This is a genomic window from Hymenobacter pini, assembly GCF_020421205.1.
Classification (GTDB): Bacteria; Bacteroidota; Bacteroidia; order Cytophagales; family Hymenobacteraceae; genus Hymenobacter; species Hymenobacter pini.
Genome location: NZ_JAIZZH010000006.1, coordinates 240,956 through 257,990, shown reverse-complemented (window position 1 = coordinate 257,990; position 17,035 = coordinate 240,956). Strand labels below are relative to the sequence as shown.

17 protein-coding genes are annotated in these 17,035 nt (G+C 56.9%); 7 read left to right on the top strand and 10 right to left on the bottom strand.

Annotated features, from left to right (window positions below):
* Positions 1-46 precede the first annotated feature (46 nt).
* From LF252_RS20750 to panC, 6 genes are all read right to left on the bottom strand, one after another.
* Positions 47-1,186, bottom strand: a complete 1,140-nt coding sequence (locus LF252_RS20750) for an acyl-CoA dehydrogenase (protein ID WP_226271504.1) — start codon at positions 1,184-1,186, stop codon at positions 47-49.
* 315 nt (positions 1,187-1,501) lie between these two features.
* Positions 1,502-2,194, bottom strand: coding sequence for a zinc metallopeptidase (locus LF252_RS20745; protein ID WP_226271503.1), 693 nt, complete (start codon positions 2,192-2,194; stop codon positions 1,502-1,504).
* Between the two features lie 77 nt (positions 2,195-2,271).
* The gene (rfaE2, locus tag LF252_RS20740) at positions 2,272-2,754 is read right to left on the bottom strand and encodes a D-glycero-beta-D-manno-heptose 1-phosphate adenylyltransferase (protein WP_226271502.1); all 483 of its coding nucleotides are present in this window, start codon (positions 2,752-2,754) and stop codon (positions 2,272-2,274) included.
* Positions 2,755-2,838: 84 nt separating this feature from the next.
* On the bottom strand, positions 2,839-3,861 hold the full coding sequence (locus LF252_RS20735; protein ID WP_226271501.1) for a lysylphosphatidylglycerol synthase transmembrane domain-containing protein: 1,023 nt from the start codon (positions 3,859-3,861) through the stop codon (positions 2,839-2,841).
* Between the two features lie 99 nt (positions 3,862-3,960).
* Positions 3,961-4,308 (bottom strand): aspartate 1-decarboxylase, encoded by a 348-nt coding sequence (gene panD / locus LF252_RS20730; protein ID WP_125426649.1) that lies wholly within the window; start codon positions 4,306-4,308, stop codon positions 3,961-3,963.
* 115 nt (positions 4,309-4,423) lie between these two features.
* Positions 4,424-5,269, bottom strand: a complete 846-nt coding sequence (gene panC / locus LF252_RS20725; RefSeq protein WP_226271500.1) for a pantoate--beta-alanine ligase — start codon at positions 5,267-5,269, stop codon at positions 4,424-4,426.
* A gap of 120 nt (positions 5,270-5,389) precedes the next feature.
* Here panC and LF252_RS20720 point away from each other — a divergent pair, with 120 nt between their 5' ends.
* The 7 genes from LF252_RS20720 (at position 5,390) to LF252_RS20690 (ending at position 13,600) form a co-directional block, all read left to right on the top strand.
* On the top strand, positions 5,390-6,202 hold the full coding sequence (locus tag LF252_RS20720) for a glycogen/starch synthase (RefSeq protein WP_226271499.1): 813 nt from the start codon (positions 5,390-5,392) through the stop codon (positions 6,200-6,202).
* Complete coding sequence (locus LF252_RS20715; RefSeq protein WP_226271498.1) at positions 6,186-7,688, top strand: DUF4270 family protein; 1,503 nt, start codon at positions 6,186-6,188, stop codon at positions 7,686-7,688. The genes LF252_RS20720 and LF252_RS20715 overlap by 17 nt, the downstream gene beginning before the upstream one ends.
* Before the next feature lie 109 nt (positions 7,689-7,797).
* Positions 7,798-9,633 (top strand): glutamine--fructose-6-phosphate transaminase (isomerizing), encoded by a 1,836-nt coding sequence (gene glmS, locus LF252_RS20710; RefSeq protein WP_226271497.1) that lies wholly within the window; start codon positions 7,798-7,800, stop codon positions 9,631-9,633.
* A gap of 128 nt (positions 9,634-9,761) precedes the next feature.
* A complete protein-coding gene (locus tag LF252_RS20705; RefSeq protein ID WP_226271496.1) occupies positions 9,762-10,145 on the top strand; it encodes a RidA family protein in 384 nt (127 codons plus the stop codon).
* Positions 10,146-10,579: 434 nt separating this feature from the next.
* Positions 10,580-12,121: a glutamate--tRNA ligase gene (gene gltX, locus LF252_RS20700; protein WP_226271495.1), complete on the top strand. Its 1,542-nt coding sequence runs from the start codon at positions 10,580-10,582 to the stop codon at positions 12,119-12,121.
* Between the two features lie 171 nt (positions 12,122-12,292).
* Positions 12,293-12,661 carry a hypothetical protein gene (locus LF252_RS20695; RefSeq protein ID WP_226271494.1) on the top strand — a complete coding sequence of 123 codons (369 nt, stop codon included), beginning with the start codon at positions 12,293-12,295 and terminating at the stop codon, positions 12,659-12,661.
* A gap of 156 nt (positions 12,662-12,817) precedes the next feature.
* Entirely contained in the window at positions 12,818-13,600 is a 783-nt protein-coding gene (locus LF252_RS20690; RefSeq protein WP_226271493.1) for a TIGR00266 family protein, read from the top strand.
* Between the two features lie 97 nt (positions 13,601-13,697).
* Here LF252_RS20690 and LF252_RS20685 read toward each other — a convergent pair whose 3' ends face one another.
* From LF252_RS20685 to lptB, 4 genes are all read right to left on the bottom strand, one after another.
* Positions 13,698-13,868, bottom strand: a complete 171-nt coding sequence (locus tag LF252_RS20685) for a hypothetical protein (RefSeq protein WP_226271492.1) — start codon at positions 13,866-13,868, stop codon at positions 13,698-13,700.
* A gap of 198 nt (positions 13,869-14,066) precedes the next feature.
* Positions 14,067-14,525: a toxin-antitoxin system YwqK family antitoxin gene (locus tag LF252_RS20680; protein ID WP_226271491.1), complete on the bottom strand. Its 459-nt coding sequence runs from the start codon at positions 14,523-14,525 to the stop codon at positions 14,067-14,069.
* Between the two features lie 98 nt (positions 14,526-14,623).
* Positions 14,624-16,150, bottom strand: coding sequence for a GH3 auxin-responsive promoter family protein (locus tag LF252_RS20675; protein WP_226271490.1), 1,527 nt, complete (start codon positions 16,148-16,150; stop codon positions 14,624-14,626).
* A 152-nt stretch (positions 16,151-16,302) separates the two neighbouring features.
* On the bottom strand, positions 16,303-17,034 hold the full coding sequence (lptB, locus tag LF252_RS20670; protein ID WP_226271489.1) for an LPS export ABC transporter ATP-binding protein: 732 nt from the start codon (positions 17,032-17,034) through the stop codon (positions 16,303-16,305).
* Between the last annotated feature and the right edge of the window lies 1 nt (position 17,035).

The window sequence follows — 17,035 nt, the reverse complement described above, 5'->3', positions numbered from 1 at the left end:
TGACTGGGTTTTGTGCAATAAGCCTGACTTTTAGGCAATTCAGACCTTACTTCAGAATTTCCCGTGAGATTACAATTTTCTGAATCTCAGAAGTTCCTTCGTAAATCTGGGTGATTTTGGCGTCGCGCATGAGGCGCTCCACGTGGAATTCCTTCACGAAACCATAGCCCCCATGAATCTGCACAGCTTCCACGGCCGTATCCATAGCCGTTTTGGAAGCGAACAGCTTCGCCATAGCGCCAGACTTGGCGTAGTCTTGGTGACCGTCCTTATCGTGGGCGGCCTGCAGGCACAACAGACGAGCAGCGTCGATGTTGGTAGCCATATCGGCCAGCTTGAACTGAATGGCCTGGTGCTGCGAAATGGGCACTCCGAAGGCTTTGCGCTCTTTCGAATACTTCAATGACAGCTCGTACGCCCCCGAGGCAATACCCAGCGCCTGCGCGGCAATACCGATACGGCCGCCGGCCAGCACCTGCATAGCGAATTTGAAGCCGAAGCCATCTTCGCCGATGCGGTTTTCCTTGGGTACTTTCACGTCGGTGAACATGAGGGAGTGCGTGTCGGAGCCGCGGATGCCGAGCTTGTTTTCTTTCGGACCAATCACGAAGCCGGGGGTATCCCGCTCCACAATGAGGGCGTTGATACCACGGTGCTTTTTCTCGGGGTCCGTCTGGGCAATTACCAGATACACCGAAGCCGACGAGCCGTTGGTAATCCAGTTTTTGGTGCCGTTGAGCAGGTAATAGTCGCCTTTGTCCTCGGCCGTAGTGCTCTGGCTGGTGGCGTCCGAGCCGGCTTCGGGCTCTGATAAGGCAAAGGCCCCGATGATTTCGCCGGTAGCCAGCTTGGTCAGGTATTTCTGCTTCTGCTCTTCGGTGCCGTATTTCTCCAGGCCCCAGCACACCAGCGAGTTGTTCACCGACATGATAACGGAGCAGGAAGCATCTACTTTGCTGATTTCCTCCATGGCCAGCACGTAGCTCACGGTATCCATACCGCCGCCGCCGTACTCGGGGCTCACCATCATACCCATAAAGCCCAGCTCACCCATTTTCTTGATTTGCTCGGCGGGAAACTTCTGGTGCTCGTCACGTTCAATAACGCCGGCCCACAGTTCATTCTGCGCAAAGTCGCGTGCGGCGGCCTGTACGGCCAGTTGTTCTTCGGTGAGCTGAAAATCCATGCGGTAAATAAGGGGTGGGATGGGAAAATGCGACTGGTTGTGCCGAAGCGTAAATTCGCTGGCGACTCAAAATTAAACTGCAGATTTTGCAGATTATGCAGACGCCACAAGTTTTTTCTGGGAACCGACCCGTATAAGCCCGGAAGCCAGATTTTTGTTTCGGAGGCCTGATAACAACATCGGCAGCGCTATAGTGCCGCTTCAAGCTCCGCAGGAAAGGCGGGGCTGCTTTTGTAGAATTTTAACACCACCAATAAAACACCTAGCGCCACCTCAGGCAACTGAGGTGGCGCTAGGTGTAGCTCTTGCAGCGGCTTAGTCGCGGCGGCGCCCCATCAGTAGGGTAACGTAGTAGAACAGGGTAGCCAGGGAGCCTAATGCGGCTACTACGTACGTCATGGCAGCCCACCACAGCGCGTCTTTGGCCATGGCGTGCTCCTGCGGGGTTACGATGTTGCGCTTGTCCATCCAAGCCAGAGCCCGCTTGGAGGCATCAAACTCCACGGGCAGCGTCACGAAGCTGAACAGGGTTGTCAGGGAAAAGAAAGCTATACCAATCTTCAGGGGCAGGGCCGTAGTTTGCAGCATTATTACGCCCAGAAACAGCAGTATGGGCATAAACTTCGATACGGCGCTCAGGGCCGGTACCATAGCCGAGCGGAACTGCAGGGCGCTGTAGGCGGTAGCGTGCTGCACGGCGTGGCCGCACTCGTGGGCAGCTACAGCAGCGGCGGCGGCGCTCCGTTCGTTGTACACTCCCTCACTCAGGTTTACCGTTTTGTCGGTGGGGTTGTAGTGGTCGGTGAGCTTGCCTTCGGTGCTGATAATGCGCACGTCGGTAATGCCGTGGTCGGCCAGCATCAGCTCGGCAATCTGGCGGCCACTCAGGCCATTGCGCAGGCCTACTTGGGAATATTGCTCAAACTTGCTGCGCAGGCGCATTTGAATGAGCCAGCTGCCCAGCATGGTGAGCAGCACAATAATGTAAGCCGGATTTAGATGGTACATGACTAGAAAAGAGGTTCAGGTGAAAGAAGCGCCCGGCTACTGCCCGCGGCGGCTTTCCTCCAGAAGCTCTCCGCAAGTCAGGCACCGCGCAACACGCGCTCCACGATGCGGGTGGTGCTGTAGCCGGCTACCAACGGTACGGTAAGTACCTGGCCGCCGTTTTGTAACACTACCTCGTGACCCACAATTCCGCTGATTTGATAATCGTCGCCCTTCACCAGAATATCGGGCCGCACGGCTTCAATCAGCGCCAAGGGGGTTTGCTCACCAAAGAGCACTACGGCATCCACAAACAAAAGCGAGGCCAATACCCGGGCCCGTGACACTTCGTCCTGCAGGGGTCGGCCGGGCTTGAGGCAGCTCACGGAAGCGTCAGTGTTAAGACCTACCACCAGCCGGTCGCCGAGGTGCCGGGCTTTTTCGAGGTAGTCTACGTGGCCCAGGTGCAGCAAGTCAAAGCAGCCGTTGGTAAACACGACCTTCTCACCGGCGGCCTGCCAGCCGGCTACCACGGGCAGCAACGCTTCCCGGCTCAGAATCTTGTCTTTAGTCCACTGCATAGCGGCGTGTCTGCTTAGGTTGAGAAAACAATGCGGCCCGGCTGCTGCGCAACCGGGTCGCTAAGGTACAGTGCGCTACCGGGTTCAGGCGGCAACCTCGGGCTGCATCACCTTCCGCCCCGATTTCAGCATGCTGGCTACGAAGCTGATACCACCCATGAGCACCACCAGCAGCGTCTGGGAGCCGTGCACCACCAGCGCATAGGCAATGCCCGCCTCCTTGCTCACACCATACACCAGCAAAATGCTCTGCACCATCAGGTGGAACGGCCCAATGCCACCCGCCACCGGGGCCGCCATGCCAAACGCCCCAAAGGTGAGTACTGCTAAGCCGGCCCGCATACCCAGGTCGTAAGTAGCCGGGAAGGCGAAGAAGGCCAGATAATCCATGAGGTAGTATACCAGCCAGGTAAAGAAGGTGTGGAACAGAAACGCACCCTTCTTCTCCAGTTTTATGATGCTAAACACTCCCGCCAGCAGCCCCTTTACAAAGACGGCCACTTTATTAAACAGAGTATTCTGGCGCAGCCGCTCCAGGTTGCGGAACACGGCGTAGGCCAACGCCAGCAGCAATACCACCGCAATGCCAAGGGCCAGCAGCAAAGGAGTGCGGTTGCGGGCCAGCGCGTCGTAGCGGCCGCCTAGCACCTTGTCCATCACAAATGCCCAGAAGGTGTTGAAATCCAGCAGCAGGGTGCCGCCCAGCAGGCCCAGCAGCACCAGCACATCAATCACCCGCTCCGTTACCACCGTGCCCAACGCTACCTGCACCGGCACCCCACTGGTGCGGCGCAGCACCGAGCATCGAATTACCTCCCCCATGCGCGGCAGCACCAGGTTGGCCAGGTAGCCCACCATCATGGCGTGGTACACGTCCCAGTAGCGGGGGCGGTGGCCGGTGGGGTCAATCTGCATTTTCCAGCGGTAGGCCCGGCTGAAATACCCCAAAGCCGACAACACCATCGTTATCAACAACCAGTAGTAGTTGGCTTCGCGCACGTACTGCCCAATGCGGCTCAGATCCTGTCCTTGCAAGGCAAAACGCATCAGCAGCACCGACACGGCCAGCAACAGAACGTACTTAACGATATTGAGCAGTTGCTTCATAATAAATCAGATGGCCGACCTCACCGTGAGTGCAGAAAAATGGCTGGCTATTCCGGGAGCAGAACAGCCAGCCATTCGCAACGAGTTGCGGCCGGTACGTTAGGCTACGCGGTTGTGCTGATCGGGGAAGATGACCGTGGGCTTGTGGGCTTTGGCCTCCGCGAAATCAATGAGAGCGTAGGAAATGATGATGATGATGTCGCCGACGGCTACGCGGCGGGCAGCCGGCCCGTTCAGGCAAATCATGCCCGAGCCTCGCTCCCCTTTAATAGTGTAGGTCTCGAAACGCTCCCCATTGTTGATATTCACAATGGTCACTTTCTCGTTTTCCACCATGTTGGCCGCGTCCAGCAGGTCCTCATCAATGGTGATGCTACCCACGTAGTGCAGCTCCGCCTGCGTGACTTTTACGCGGTGAATCTTTGACTTCAGTACCTCGATGTGCATGACCTAGATGAAGCGGGTGGTTTTTGGCCCGCAAAGATACAAACTGTGAATGGGTAGCTGGCAGAATCCCTAAGTTGGCTAAGGCCACTCACTTGTTCCGTCATCTGCTCGTTTCTTAAATCACTATATTATCAATCAGCCGCACGCCACCCAGATGAGCAGCCAAGCAAATAACTACTGGGCGGCCAGCCTGCCATTCCGTCAGCGGCTGCAAAGTGTCGGCATCTACCACGGCCACGTATTCCAGCGTAATGGCGGGCTCGGCTTGTATGTACGCTTCGGCCGCCTGTTGCACCTCCGCCGGGCTTTGCGCGCCAGCCTGCACCAACTGCGCCGCCAGTTGCAGCCCCTGATACAGACGCGGAGCCAGAGCTCGCGCTTCGGCCGACAACCGTCGGTTCCGCGACGACATGGCCAAGCCATCGGCCTCCCGCACCGTGGGAAACGCCACCAGCTCCAGGTCAAATGACAGGTCGCGTACCAGCTGGCGCACAATGGCTACCTGCTGAAAGTCTTTCTGCCCGAAATAGGCCCGGTGCGGCCGGCCCAGGTGGAACAACTTGCTTACTACCGTAGCTACCCCATTGAAGTGCCCCGGCCGGTGCTCCCCTTCCATTACCCGTTCCAGCGGCCCGAAATCAAACCGTAACGCAGTGGGCTGCGGGTACATTTCCTCCACCGAGGGCAGGAACAACGCCGTGCAGCCCGCCGGGGCCAACAAAGCCGCATCGGCCTCGGGCAGGCGCGGATACAGCCGGAAATCATCGGGGTTGTTGAACTGCGTGGGGTTCACGAAAATACTGGTTATCACTACATCACACTCCTGCGCGGCAGCCCGCACCAGCTGTAAGTGGCCTTCGTGTAAGGCTCCCATTGTAGGTACCAGTCCAATGCGCTGCCCCTGCCGCCGAGCGTTTTCTGAAAAGGCTTGCAACGCGGCGGCGGTATTCAGTATCTCCATAGAGTAAAAACAGTCCTTCGGCGGGCGGCCGACCGGGCATGATTGAAATTTCCCTCAAAAATGTTTAATTTTGTGCATCCCAAAGTGTTGCCCTTCCTCAAACACCCCAACTGACTTTCTATGTCTAAGTTGAGAATACTCTATGCTGCCACGGAAATCAACCCGTTTTTGCAAACTACCAAGGTAGCGGAGTTTTTGCGGCGCCTGCCGCAGGGAATGCAGGAAATGGGGATGGAAATCCGCATTTTCGTACCCCGGTTCGGTATTATCAACGAGCGTAAAAACCGGCTGCATGAAGTAGTGCGCCTATCAGGAATTAACATTGCGGTGGGCGAAGATGAAAAGCCGCTCATCATCAAAGTGGCTTCCATCCCGAATGCGAAGTTGCAAGTTTACTTCATTGACAACGAAGATTACTTCCACCGCAAGTCCGTATTGGTCGACAAGAACGATAAGTTCCACTCTGACAATGACGAGCGGGCTATCTTCTTCTGTAAGGGGGTGCTGGAAACTGTGAAAAAACTGGGTTGGTCGCCGGATATCGTGCACTGCAACGACTGGATGACGGGCCTGATTCCGATGTACCTGAAGACAACCTACAAAAAGGACCCCATCTTCAAGGATGCCAAGTCGGTGTTCACCATCTACAATAATGAGTTCGACTTCAAATTTGAGGGCGACATTGTGGAGAAGGCCAAGATGCTGGACATTGAGGACGACATGCTGGCCTCGCTGAAGACGGCCGATTTTGGCGGCTTCATTAAAGTAGGCATGGAGTATGCTGATGCCGTGGTGAAATCAGATGAAGATTTCAGTGAGAACCTGAACACGTTGTTCACGGAGTACTCCACCAAAAAACAAATTGAGCAGGTAGCCGCCGATGACAACCTGCTGACTTCTTACTACGCTCTCTATAATGAATTGGCCAGCTAGCGCCAGCCGACTTGCTTCGGTTTCCTTTGTTGCAGTGTGCCTGTTGGGCTTGGTTACCGGCTGTGAAAAGGCCAACGACCTGGGCCTCGAACTACCCGGCACCTCTCCTATTACGGCCAATTACCTGGACCTTCCAGTGTCGGCCTCTACCGTTCGGCAGCAACCCATTGAAACTATTAAGGCTGATCATGTGCTGGTAGGCCGGCTACGGGATATGTACGTGGGTACTACCACGGCCGCTGCTTACCTGAATATGCAGGTGTTGCCCAGTTCCCTCACGAACGATACTATCCCCGCAACCTTTACCGCTCAGCGCCTAGACTCGGCGGTACTGTTTGTGCCGTTTGACCGGGTGTATGGTACTGCCTCGCAACCTTTGCAGTACGACCTGCAGACGCTGGCCCAGCCGCTGGATGAGCGTACGGTGTACACTTCTACCTCCACGGGAGCAACGGGCACTACGCTGCTGACCAACCAGCTGGCTCCGCTCAATCGCTACCGCACGGTGAAGCAGCGCGTAGCTTCGGGCAACAGCACCGATACCACTACTACCGTCATCACCACCTCCATCCCCGATCAGGTGTTGCGGATACGGATGCTGCGTAACTCGTCTACGGCTACGCTCGCCAACCAAGTGTTCAATGCGCTGAAAGACGGTACGCCTACTCAAAGCAAGCTTGATGCAGTGTTATCGGGCTTTGCCATTAAACCTTCTGCCAGCCATCAAGGCAACATTGTAGGATTTAATGCCGGCTCCAACGCGTCCATTATCTTCTATTACACTGGTACCACTACCAGTGGCACCGTTACGAAAGTTCGGCCGCATTTCTACCGTGTGTGGTTTGCCCACAGCAATTCCTCTACTCCCGGTAAATACTTTACGCAGCTAAGCACTGACCTGAGCGGCACACCCTTCGCTGGGCTAACCACCACGCAAAGCCAGTTGCCAGCCGTAGCATCCGGTGGCTACACCTATGCCCAAGGCGGCACCGGTTTAGCCACTCGCATTGAGTTTCAGGGACTGGACAACCTGCGGAATAACACCGATATATCCATCAACCGGGCTGAACTGCTGTTGCCAGTGAAGCAAAACAGCAATGGGCTGTTCCCGTATCCTGGTGGGCTATATCTGTACGAAGCCAACAGCCAGAACGAAATCTTGACCAGAACGGTTGGGGCGACGACTTATGACCGGCTGGTGCCGGCAGAAGGGGCCGTTGGAAGTGTACGTCTTACACCTACTTCGGCCGGACCAGGTACAGCAGCCCAGGCGGTTACGCCTACCGGCCAAGACCCTATTCAGTATTACGCTGTACCCCTGACGGAATATCTGCAAGCTTACCTCCAAAATCGGTTAGACGGCGAGCTTCCATCTGGCTTGTTATTGTCGCCAACGTTGCGCTCTAATCTTACGTTGAACCTTAACCGGGCGCAGCTGGACGCCAACAACATCAAGCTCCGCGTATACTATTCTAAGTTGCGCTAATCAAGAATTTCTGACAGGTTCTCCTGCCAATAAGGGCGGCACGGCTTTTGCCGCTGCCGCCCGATTTTTCTTTCTCCGAAATTTTCTGCTCTGTCATAATTCAACTGCTATGTGCGGGATTGTCGCTTACATTGGGCACCGTGAGGCCTGCCCCATCATCATCAAAGGCCTGCGCCGCCTAGAGTACCGTGGCTACGATTCAGCAGGCGTGGCCCTGCTAAATGGTCAGCTCACGGTTTACAAAAAGAAAGGTAAGGTTGCCGATCTGGAAGCTTTCATCGGTGAGCAGGATACCCACGCCCACATTGGTATGGGCCATACCCGCTGGGCTACGCACGGGGAGCCGAACGATGTAAATGCTCACCCGCACTATTCTACTTCGGAGCGGATTGCCATCATCCACAACGGTATCATTGAGAATTACGCTACGCTGAAGCAGCACTTGCAGCAGCAGGGCCACGTGTTTCATTCGGATACCGACACGGAGGTATTCGTGAACCTGATTGAAGAAATTCAGAAGCAGAACCACTGCTCGTTGGAAGAGGCAGTGCGCTTAGCCCTGCACGAGGTAGTAGGTGCTTACGCCATTGTAGTACTCAGCAAGGACAATCCTGGCCAGTTGATTGCAGCTCGTAAAGGGTCCCCACTGGTGATTGGCGTAGGTGAAGGCGAGTTCTTCCTGGCTTCGGATGCTACGCCCATCATTGAATACACCAACGAAGTGGTATATGTGAACGACTACGAGCTGGCAGTTATCAAGGACGGCAAAATGGAGATTCGCTCCCGTGAGGATGTAGTGCAGACGCCTTACATTCAGAAGCTGGAGCTGGAGCTGGACCGCATTGAAAAAGGCGGTTACGAGCACTTCATGCTGAAAGAGATTTTCGAGCAGCCTCGCTCTATTCTCGACTCCATGCGCGGCCGCCTGGAGCTGGAAGCCGGCCACCTGAACATGGGTGGTGTGCGGGCTTACGAGCGGAAATTCGTGAATGCCGACCGCATTATTATTGTGGCTTGCGGCACCAGCTGGCACGCTGGCTTAGTGGCCGAGTACCTACTGGAAGATCTGGCCCGTATTCCGGTGGAGGTTGAATACGCTTCCGAATTCCGGTACCGCAACCCCGTTATTACGGAGCGCGACATTGTAATTGCCATTTCGCAATCGGGTGAGACGGCCGATACACTGGCAGCTATTGAGCTGGCGAAGAGCCGCGGCGCTACTATCTTTGGTATTTGCAACGTGGTGGGCAGTAGCATTGCCCGCGCTACTGATGCTGGCGCTTACACGCACGCTGGTCCGGAAATCGGGGTGGCTTCCACCAAAGCTTTCACCGCCCAAGTAACGGTGCTTACACTGCTGGCCATGATTGTAGGCCACAAGCGTGGTACCCTCACCGATACCCGCCTGCGTGAGTTGATGGTAGAGCTGGACAACATTCCGGCTAAAGTGGAGAAAGCGCTGGAGCTCAACACGGAAATCGAGCAGATTTCGGAGATTTTCAAAGACGTACCGAACTTCCTGTACCTGGGCCGGGGCTACAACTTCCCCGTTGCTCTGGAGGGCGCTCTAAAGCTGAAGGAAATCAGCTACATCCACGCGGAGGGCTACCCGGCGGCCGAGATGAAGCACGGCCCCATTGCTCTCATTGACGAGAACATGCCGGTGGTGGTTATTGCTACTAAAGACAGCTCCTACGAGAAAGTAGTAAGCAATATTCAAGAGGTGAAAGCCCGCAAAGGCCGCATCATTGCCATCGTAACCGAAGGGGATGATGTGATTCCGCAGATGGCCGAATTCACCATCGAAGTGCCGGCTACCAGCGAAGTACTGATGCCGTTGGTATCGGTGGTGCCGCTGCAGCTGCTGAGCTACCACATTGCCGTGTTGCGCGGCTGCAACGTAGACCAGCCCCGTAACCTGGCAAAGTCGGTGACGGTAGAATAGTTTTGCCTTGCTTGAGCCAAGTAAGAACGGTCACTCTGGAAATTCCGGGGTGGCCGTTCTGCTTTTAGCCCAACCGTTTTTACCGTACTTTGGAGCTTCCTGTCCGATACACTCTTCTACTACTTTTCATGGCACACACGATTATTTTCTCGCCTCAGGCCCCTTCACCCATTGGTCCATACAGTCAGGCCATCCAGGCTGGCAACACGGTATATGTTTCCGGTCAGATTTCCCTGGACGCCAATGGCCAGTTGGTAGGCGAAGGAGATGTAGCACAGCAAACGCACCAGGTGATGCGCAACCTGCAGGCGGTGCTGTCCGCGGCCGACCTCACGCTGCGGCACGTGGTAAAATGCAGCATCTTCGTGAAGGACCTCGGCAACTTCGGGCTGATCAATGAAATCTACGGCAGCTACTTCGAGGCTGATTATGCCCCGGCCCGCGAAACCGTGGAAGTGAGTCGCCTGCCAAAGGACGTGCTGGTTGAAATTTCCTGCATTGCCGTGGGCTAATTACATAGTAGTATACTATTAGTATTCGTTACCTTCGGGTATTATGTATTCTTTTCACCACTTTATGTTTACGCTATGAAAGAGCTAGGTATTTTTTTGTTTTTAGCCGGACTGGTGGCCATGGTGGCTCCTTTTCTCCTGCCTGCCAACTTTCGATTTCCGTTACTGGATTGGATGAACACTTGGGGCTCTACAATGGCCTGGGTTATCAAAGGCGGTATTACGCTGCTAGGCCTGGTGCTGTGGCTAAGCGCCCGACGGCAGGCTGTCTGATCACGCTTCTTACATCCTACAAAAACGCCACGAGGCTGCCTGCTTCGTGGCGTTTTTGTGGGGTAGCTACACAATGTTGCGGCGGTGCTGGGTACCCGCTAGGTGTTTTGTACCTTTGCAGCGCGTTTTCCCACCCGAAAGCGCCGCGAACTGACTGACTTATGGAAAGAGAAGTACGGGTGCGCTTTGCGCCCAGCCCCACCGGGCCGCTACACATTGGCGGCGTGCGCACTGCGCTGTATAACTATCTGCTGGCCCGCAAACTGGGTGGCAAAATGCTGCTGCGCATCGAGGATACCGACCAGAACCGCTTTGTGCCCGGCGCCGAGCAGTACATTATGGACTCGCTGCGGTGGTGCGGCATTGAAATCGACGAGGGAATTGAGCAGGGCGGCCCCCACGCCCCCTACCGTCAGAGCGAGCGGAAACCCATGTACCGCCAGTACGCCGACCAGCTCATCCGGGACGGTTACGCTTACTATGCTTTTGATACGCCCGAGGAGCTAGACGCTATGCGTGCCCGCCTCACGGCCGCCAAAGTACCTAACCCCCAGTACAACAGCATCACGCGCACCCAGATGCGCAACTCCCTGACCCTGCCGGCCGAGGAGGTGCAGCAACTGCTGGATTCGGGTGCGCCCTACGTGATTCGCCTGAAGGTGCCCCGCAAGGAAGAAATCCGCTTCAACGACCTTATCCGCGGGTGGGTAGTGGTGCACTCGTCGTCCATTGACGATAAGGTGCTGATGAAGTCGGACGGTATGCCGACCTACCACTTGGCCAACATCGTGGATGACCACCTGATGGAAATTACCCACGTAATTCGGGGTGAAGAGTGGCTGCCCTCGGCTCCGCTGCACGTGCTGCTGTACCGCTACCTGGGCTGGGAAAGCACCATGCCCCAGTTTGCTCACTTGCCCCTGCTGCTCAAGCCCGATGGCACCGGCAAGCTGAGCAAGCGCGACGGTGACCGGCTGGGCTTCCCGGTATTCCCGCTGGAGTTCCACGGCAAAGACGCCGAAACCGGCGAGCCTACTGTGAGCAGCGGCTACCGCGAATCGGGCTACCTGCCCGAGGCCTTCATCAATTTCCTGGCCTTCTTGGGCTGGAACCCCGGCACCCAGCAGGAGCTGTTCACGATGGACGAGCTGATTGAGGCTTTCTCGATTGAGCGCGTGAGCAAGTCGCCGGCCCGCTTCGACCAGAACAAGGTGCGCTGGTACAACGAGCAGTATCTGCGCGCCAAGCCCGACGCCGAATTGGCCCAGTACCTCACCGAGGAGCTGAGCAAGCAGGGCATTACGGTGCCCGCCGGCCAAGCCGAGCCCATTGCCGCGTTGGTAAAGGAGCGCGCCACCTTCCCCGCCGACCTGGCGAAGGAGGCCCAGTTGTTCTTCCAGCGCCCCACCAGCTACGACGAGCAGGTAATCAGCAAGAAGTGGAACGCACAGGTATCGGCCGCTTTGGCTGATTTTGCCGCCCAACTGCCCGGCGCGGCCGATACGTCGGCTGATGGCATCAAGGCCCTGCTCACGCAGGTGCTGGAAGCTCAGGGCCTGAAAATCGGGCAGGTGATGCAGGCGTTGCGCGTAGCCGTTACCGGCAACGCCGCCGGCCCCGACCTGATGCACATCATGAGCATTCTGGGAGCCCAGGAAACTGCCGAGCGGATTAACGCCGCTGTGGCTGCCCTGCCGGCTTAAACTCGGCTCTGTAAGAGCGTTTGCAAGCGCCCGTCTGGCTTCGGCTGGGCGGGCGCTTTGCGTTTTGGTCTGCTTCGTATATCCTTCGCGCAGCAGCTTGCGTACCTATTGCTTCAACCGCTGACGTACACTGCCGGCCGGTATCCAACGACGCTCCTAAGCCGCATAGTTATGGCCAAGAAACCTGTTAGCCCCAAGAAGAAAAAAGTTGACCCCGAGAAAAAAGCCCGGGTACATAAGGAGTTGGAAGGCTTCGAAATCAAGGTGAACCCGCTGGGCGAAATCACCTCCAACTATTCCATCGAGGACATCAACCAGTTTCTGAACCGCCACGTGCGCGACAAAAAGCTGGTGAACCGGGACGGGCAGTTTGGGGAAAAAGACGACGAGGAAGAAGATTTCCCGCTGGAAGACGGCGTGCAAGAGCCTGAGGAATCAGACGAGGATTTCATGCGCCGAACCAGCCGGGAAGCCAAGAAAAAAGACCCGAAAGCCCGCGCCGAAGACGACTCCGACCTTACGGCCGAGGATTCAGAGTAATCGGCATCCAGCCCCACCACAAAGGCCCGGCCGCGCAACTTCTCTTGCACAGAAGTTGCGCGGCCGGGCCTTTTGCGGATTAGTGTGGGCCTACATAAATCGGCGTTTTGCTATACTTGGGGCATTATTCACGCCTTCCTTCCCCTTACTAAGCCAATGCAATCCCACGACGTTGATTACAAGATTCTGGGTAACGATATCCAAGTACTCGAAGTAGAGCTGGACCCGAACGAAACCGTGGTGGCTGAAGCCGGCGCCATGGTGTATATGAGCGAGGATATTGCCTTTGAAACCAAGATGGGCGACGGCTCGGAGCCTAACCAAAGCTTTATGGGTAAGCTATTTTCGGCCGGTACGCGCTTGATTACGGGTGAGTCGCTGTTCATGACGCACTTCACCCACCGCGGCGGTTACGGCAAGGCCCACGTGGCGTTTTCGGCCCCCTACCCAGGCACCATCATCCCCGTAGACCTGCGCGACTTGCCCCAAGGCCTGATTGTGCAGAAAGATGGCTTCCTGGCCGCAGCCCGGGGCACCAAAATCAGCCTGCATTTCAACCAGAAACTGGGAGCTGGCTTCTTCGGGGGTGAAGGCTTCATTCTGCAGAAAATTACCGGCGACGGCAAAGCCTTTATTCACGCTGGCGGCACCATCATTGAGAAGCGCCTCAATAACGAGTTGCTGCGCGTAGACACCGGTTGCGTGGTAGCCTTCGAACCGGGCATAGACTTTAGCATTGCTCGGGCCGGGGGTCTTAAATCCATGATTTTTGGGGGTGAGGGGCTACTGCTGGCTACCCTGCGCGGTACAGGCCGGGTATGGCTGCAGTCGATGCCCGTGAAGAAGCTGATTCAGGCGCTGGCACCCTCCGGCGGCAATGCGCAAAAGGAGAGTGGCAGCGTTCTGGGCAACCTCGTTGGGGGAATTCTAGACGAATAGCTCATCCACAGCCCTTTGCTAACCGAAAAAAGCCAGGTTCCAGTGTAGGCTGGGGCCGGGCTTTTTTGGTTAACAAAAGAATAAGTCAACGAACAGGCTATCCGCCCAGGTTGACGGCAATTACGCCCAGGCTAACCAGCAATGCGAGCAGTAACAGGCTCAGAATCCCCATTGTGAGGGTGCGCCCACGGGTGTCCGATGCTTCGTTGGTTTTGAGCCGCCGCCGTCGCCGACGTGGCGCAGAAGATAAAGGAGTAGAAACTTCCATGCGTGGGATTTAGGTGGGCAGAATGGGATTGGAAATATAGTTGTGTTTCCCAACAAAATCCAGTTCACGTTTCAATTTGTCGACTAATGCAAAGTATGACTCGGCCAAAGTAAGCCCGTGCTGCTGAGCTACTAGCCAATGCGTTATCCTGTTCCCAGCCTGTGTGTATCATGGTGAAGCGATACTTCTCCCGTGCAACTATTGTGGCGAGACGGGAATGGTGTTGGGGCCTGAGATGGTGCGGCCGTCAGGAGTACGTAGCGGCGCGTCTAGCTTGACGCCGTTGCTGTAAAACTCCGAGGGTTGTGGCTGCCCGGTTTCTGCGTAGCACTTCCACTCGCCAACCCAGAAAAACTTGACGGCAGCATCGGTGAACTGGTAGCGGGCCTGACCGACCTTCGCCAGTTGGCCATTAAGGTGATAGTACCGAATAGTGAGCAACCCCGGCGGGCGGCGGCTAAACAGCTCTTCCCGCTCCAAGCCGCCTGAGGGGGCAAAATACCGCCAGTGCCCCACAGGCATTCCGTGCCGGTAGCGCCCGGCGTTGGCTATGTGATGCCGTTGAGTGTCGAAATACTCGCGCCAAGGCCCGTGGCGGCGACCATCTGCTGTATGATACCGGTTGCGCGACCAGAAGCCGATGGGGCCACGTTGCACACTAGCACAGCCCGCAAGCAACAGGGCCAGCCAAACACTAGATATAAATAGAGCGTAGCGCACCCGAAAACCGATTAATGATTTTCGGATAGTTACAACTAATTATTTAGTTGTTCAAGGATTGCGTCGATAATCTCTCGGGAATTACTGAGCCGAGGTACTTTGTGCTGCCCGCCTAGCTTGCCGCGCCGGGCCAGCCACTGTTCAAAGGTGCCCGCGGGTACGGCCGTTACTGCGGGTGGTTGCAAAGCAAGGTCACGGTGCCGTTTGGCATCGTAATCAGAGTTGAGCTGGCGCAGGGTATCATCCAGTACCTGCGTAAAGTGGGGCACATCCACCGAGGGCTGGGTAAACTCGATAAGCCATTGGTGGCCGCCGCGGGAAGCACCATCATGAGCGGTAAAGTAAATGGGGGCTGCCGTGTAATCCAGCACGGTGGTGCCGGTGGCCTGGCAGGCCGCCGCAATGGCCGCATCGGCGTTTTCTACTACCACCTCTTCGCCAAACGCATTCAGGAAGTGCTTCGTGCGGCCCGAAATGCGGATACGATAGGGTGCCAGGCTGGTAAAGCGTACCGTATCCCCGATTTTGTAGCGCCAGAGTCCAGCGTTGGTGCTGATGATGAGGGCGTAGGTGCGGCCCAGCTCCACCTGCTCCAGTCCGATGGCCTGCGGCTCGGGCAAGTCCCACTGGTCGGCGGGCAGAAACTCGTAGTAGATGCCGTGGTTGAGCAGCAGCAGCAGGTCCTCGGAGTCGGGCTCATCCTGCAGAGCCAGGTAGCCTTCGGAAGCGTTGTACACCTCCAGGTAGTGCATCTGCGGGCTGGGTATCAGCTGCCGGAACAGCTCCCGGTACGGCCCGAAGGCCACGGCTCCGTGCAGAAACAGCCCTAGGTTGGGCCATACGTCCAGGATGGATTCGGCCTGGGCCAGCGCCACTACCCGGCGGAGCAGCACGATCATCCAGGTGGGCACACCGGCCAGCACCCGCACATCCTGCGTGAGCACGTGGCGGGCAATGCGCTCAATCTTTTCTTCCCACTCATCCAGCAAGGCCAGTTCCAGCGGTGGGGTACGCACGTATTCGGCCCAGGCGGGCAGGTTTTGCATAATTACCGCTGATACGTCGCCGACGCGCGAACCGGCTTCGGTGGGACGGAACGGGTTGGGCCCGTGCGTACCGCCCAGCGACAGGGTTTTGCCGCCCAGCACGTCAATTTCAGGGTAGTACAGGGTGGCCAAGGCGGTCATGTCGCGGCCGGCGCGGTAATGGCAGTTATGCAGCGACTCCCGGGTAACGGGGATAAACTTGCTGCGGGCGTTGGTGGTACCGCTGCTCTTGGCAAACCACTCCACCCGGCCGGGCCACAGCACATCGGCCTCGCCCTGCAGTACCCGCTCGATGTGCGGATACAGTTCCTCGTAGCTGCTGATGGGCACCCGCTGGGCAAACTCCCGGGCCGAGGAAGCATCGGCAAAGCCGTAGCGGCGGCCCCACTCGGTGTGGCGGGCGGCGTGCAGCAACTCCGTGAGTACCTGCGCCTGCGCTTCCAGCGGATACTGCCGGATGTGCTCGATGCTGGCCAGTCGGCGCTGCACGGCCCAGGTGAGTACGGTACTAATCACGCAAAAACGAGTGGGTGGGGAAAATAGAAACGGGCGGCAAACGGACTATCTGTACCGTATGCCGCCCGGGAAAGTTACTGAAATACCTAATGGGCGACCACCCAAGCCAGCCCGCAAGATTAACTTGTCAGTTTTGTTCGCCTGCTTAGAAGTTACAGCTTCCGCTTCAGCTCGAAGTTCTTGCCCAGGTACACGCGACGCACCATTTCGTCTTCGGCCAGCTCCTCGGCGGTACCGGCTTTCAGCAGCTTGCCTTCGAACAGTAGGTAGGCCCGGTCTACAATGGCCAGGGTGGAGTTTACGTCGTGGTCGGTGATGAGAATGCCGATGTTCTTGTGCTTGAGCTTGGCCACGATGCCTTGGATTTCCTCGGTGGCAATGGGGTCCACGCCGGCGAAGGGCTCATCGAGGAGCACGAACTTGGGGTCCACGGCTAGGGCGCGGGCAATTTCGGTGCGCCGCCGCTCGCCGCCGCTGAGCACCCGGCCCAGGTTTTTGCGCACGTGGGTGAGACTGAACTCGTGCAGCAGCTCCTCCACCTTGTCGTGCTGGGCCTTCTTGGACAGCTTGGTCATTTCCAGCACCGACAGAATGTTCTCCTCCACCGACAAATCCCGGAACACCGAAGCCTCCTGGGCCAGGTAGCCAATGCCGAGGCGGGCCCGCTGGTAGATGGGCATTTTGGTGATTTCCTGCTCGTCGAGGAATACCCGGCCCCCGTCGGGCTTCACCATGCCCACCGTTATGTAGAACGAGGTGGTTTTGCCGGCTCCGTTGGGGCCCAGCAAGCCCACAATTTCGCCCTGCTCCACGTGCAGGCTCATGTCGTTCACCACCGTGCGCGACTTGTACGTTTTAACCAGGTGTTCGGCGCGTAGTATCATC

What these genes read in the sequence shown, in the direction of transcription:
- gltX (WP_226271495.1), top strand. Translation starts at nt 10,580, where the DNA reads ATGGAAAGAGAAGTACGGGTGCGCTTTGCGCCCAGCCCCACCGGGCCG.
- LF252_RS20750 (WP_226271504.1), bottom strand. Translation starts at nt 1,186, where the DNA reads ATGGATTTTCAGCTCACCGAAGAACAACTGGCCGTACAGGCCGCCGCA.
- lptB (WP_226271489.1), bottom strand. Translation starts at nt 17,034, where the DNA reads ATGATACTACGCGCCGAACACCTGGTTAAAACGTACAAGTCGCGCACG.
- LF252_RS20705 (WP_226271496.1), top strand. Translation starts at nt 9,762, where the DNA reads ATGGCACACACGATTATTTTCTCGCCTCAGGCCCCTTCACCCATTGGT.
- LF252_RS20695 (WP_226271494.1), top strand. Translation starts at nt 12,293, where the DNA reads ATGGCCAAGAAACCTGTTAGCCCCAAGAAGAAAAAAGTTGACCCCGAG.
- panC (WP_226271500.1), bottom strand. Translation starts at nt 5,269, where the DNA reads ATGGAGATACTGAATACCGCCGCCGCGTTGCAAGCCTTTTCAGAAAAC.
- LF252_RS20720 (WP_226271499.1), top strand. Translation starts at nt 5,390, where the DNA reads ATGTCTAAGTTGAGAATACTCTATGCTGCCACGGAAATCAACCCGTTT.
- glmS (WP_226271497.1), top strand. Translation starts at nt 7,798, where the DNA reads ATGTGCGGGATTGTCGCTTACATTGGGCACCGTGAGGCCTGCCCCATC.
- LF252_RS20690 (WP_226271493.1), top strand. Translation starts at nt 12,818, where the DNA reads ATGCAATCCCACGACGTTGATTACAAGATTCTGGGTAACGATATCCAA.
- LF252_RS20685 (WP_226271492.1), bottom strand. Translation starts at nt 13,868, where the DNA reads ATGGAAGTTTCTACTCCTTTATCTTCTGCGCCACGTCGGCGACGGCGG.
- rfaE2 (WP_226271502.1), bottom strand. Translation starts at nt 2,754, where the DNA reads ATGCAGTGGACTAAAGACAAGATTCTGAGCCGGGAAGCGTTGCTGCCC.
- LF252_RS20715 (WP_226271498.1), top strand. Translation starts at nt 6,186, where the DNA reads ATGAATTGGCCAGCTAGCGCCAGCCGACTTGCTTCGGTTTCCTTTGTT.
- panD (WP_125426649.1), bottom strand. Translation starts at nt 4,308, where the DNA reads ATGCACATCGAGGTACTGAAGTCAAAGATTCACCGCGTAAAAGTCACG.
- LF252_RS20735 (WP_226271501.1), bottom strand. Translation starts at nt 3,861, where the DNA reads ATGAAGCAACTGCTCAATATCGTTAAGTACGTTCTGTTGCTGGCCGTG.
- LF252_RS20745 (WP_226271503.1), bottom strand. Translation starts at nt 2,194, where the DNA reads ATGTACCATCTAAATCCGGCTTACATTATTGTGCTGCTCACCATGCTG.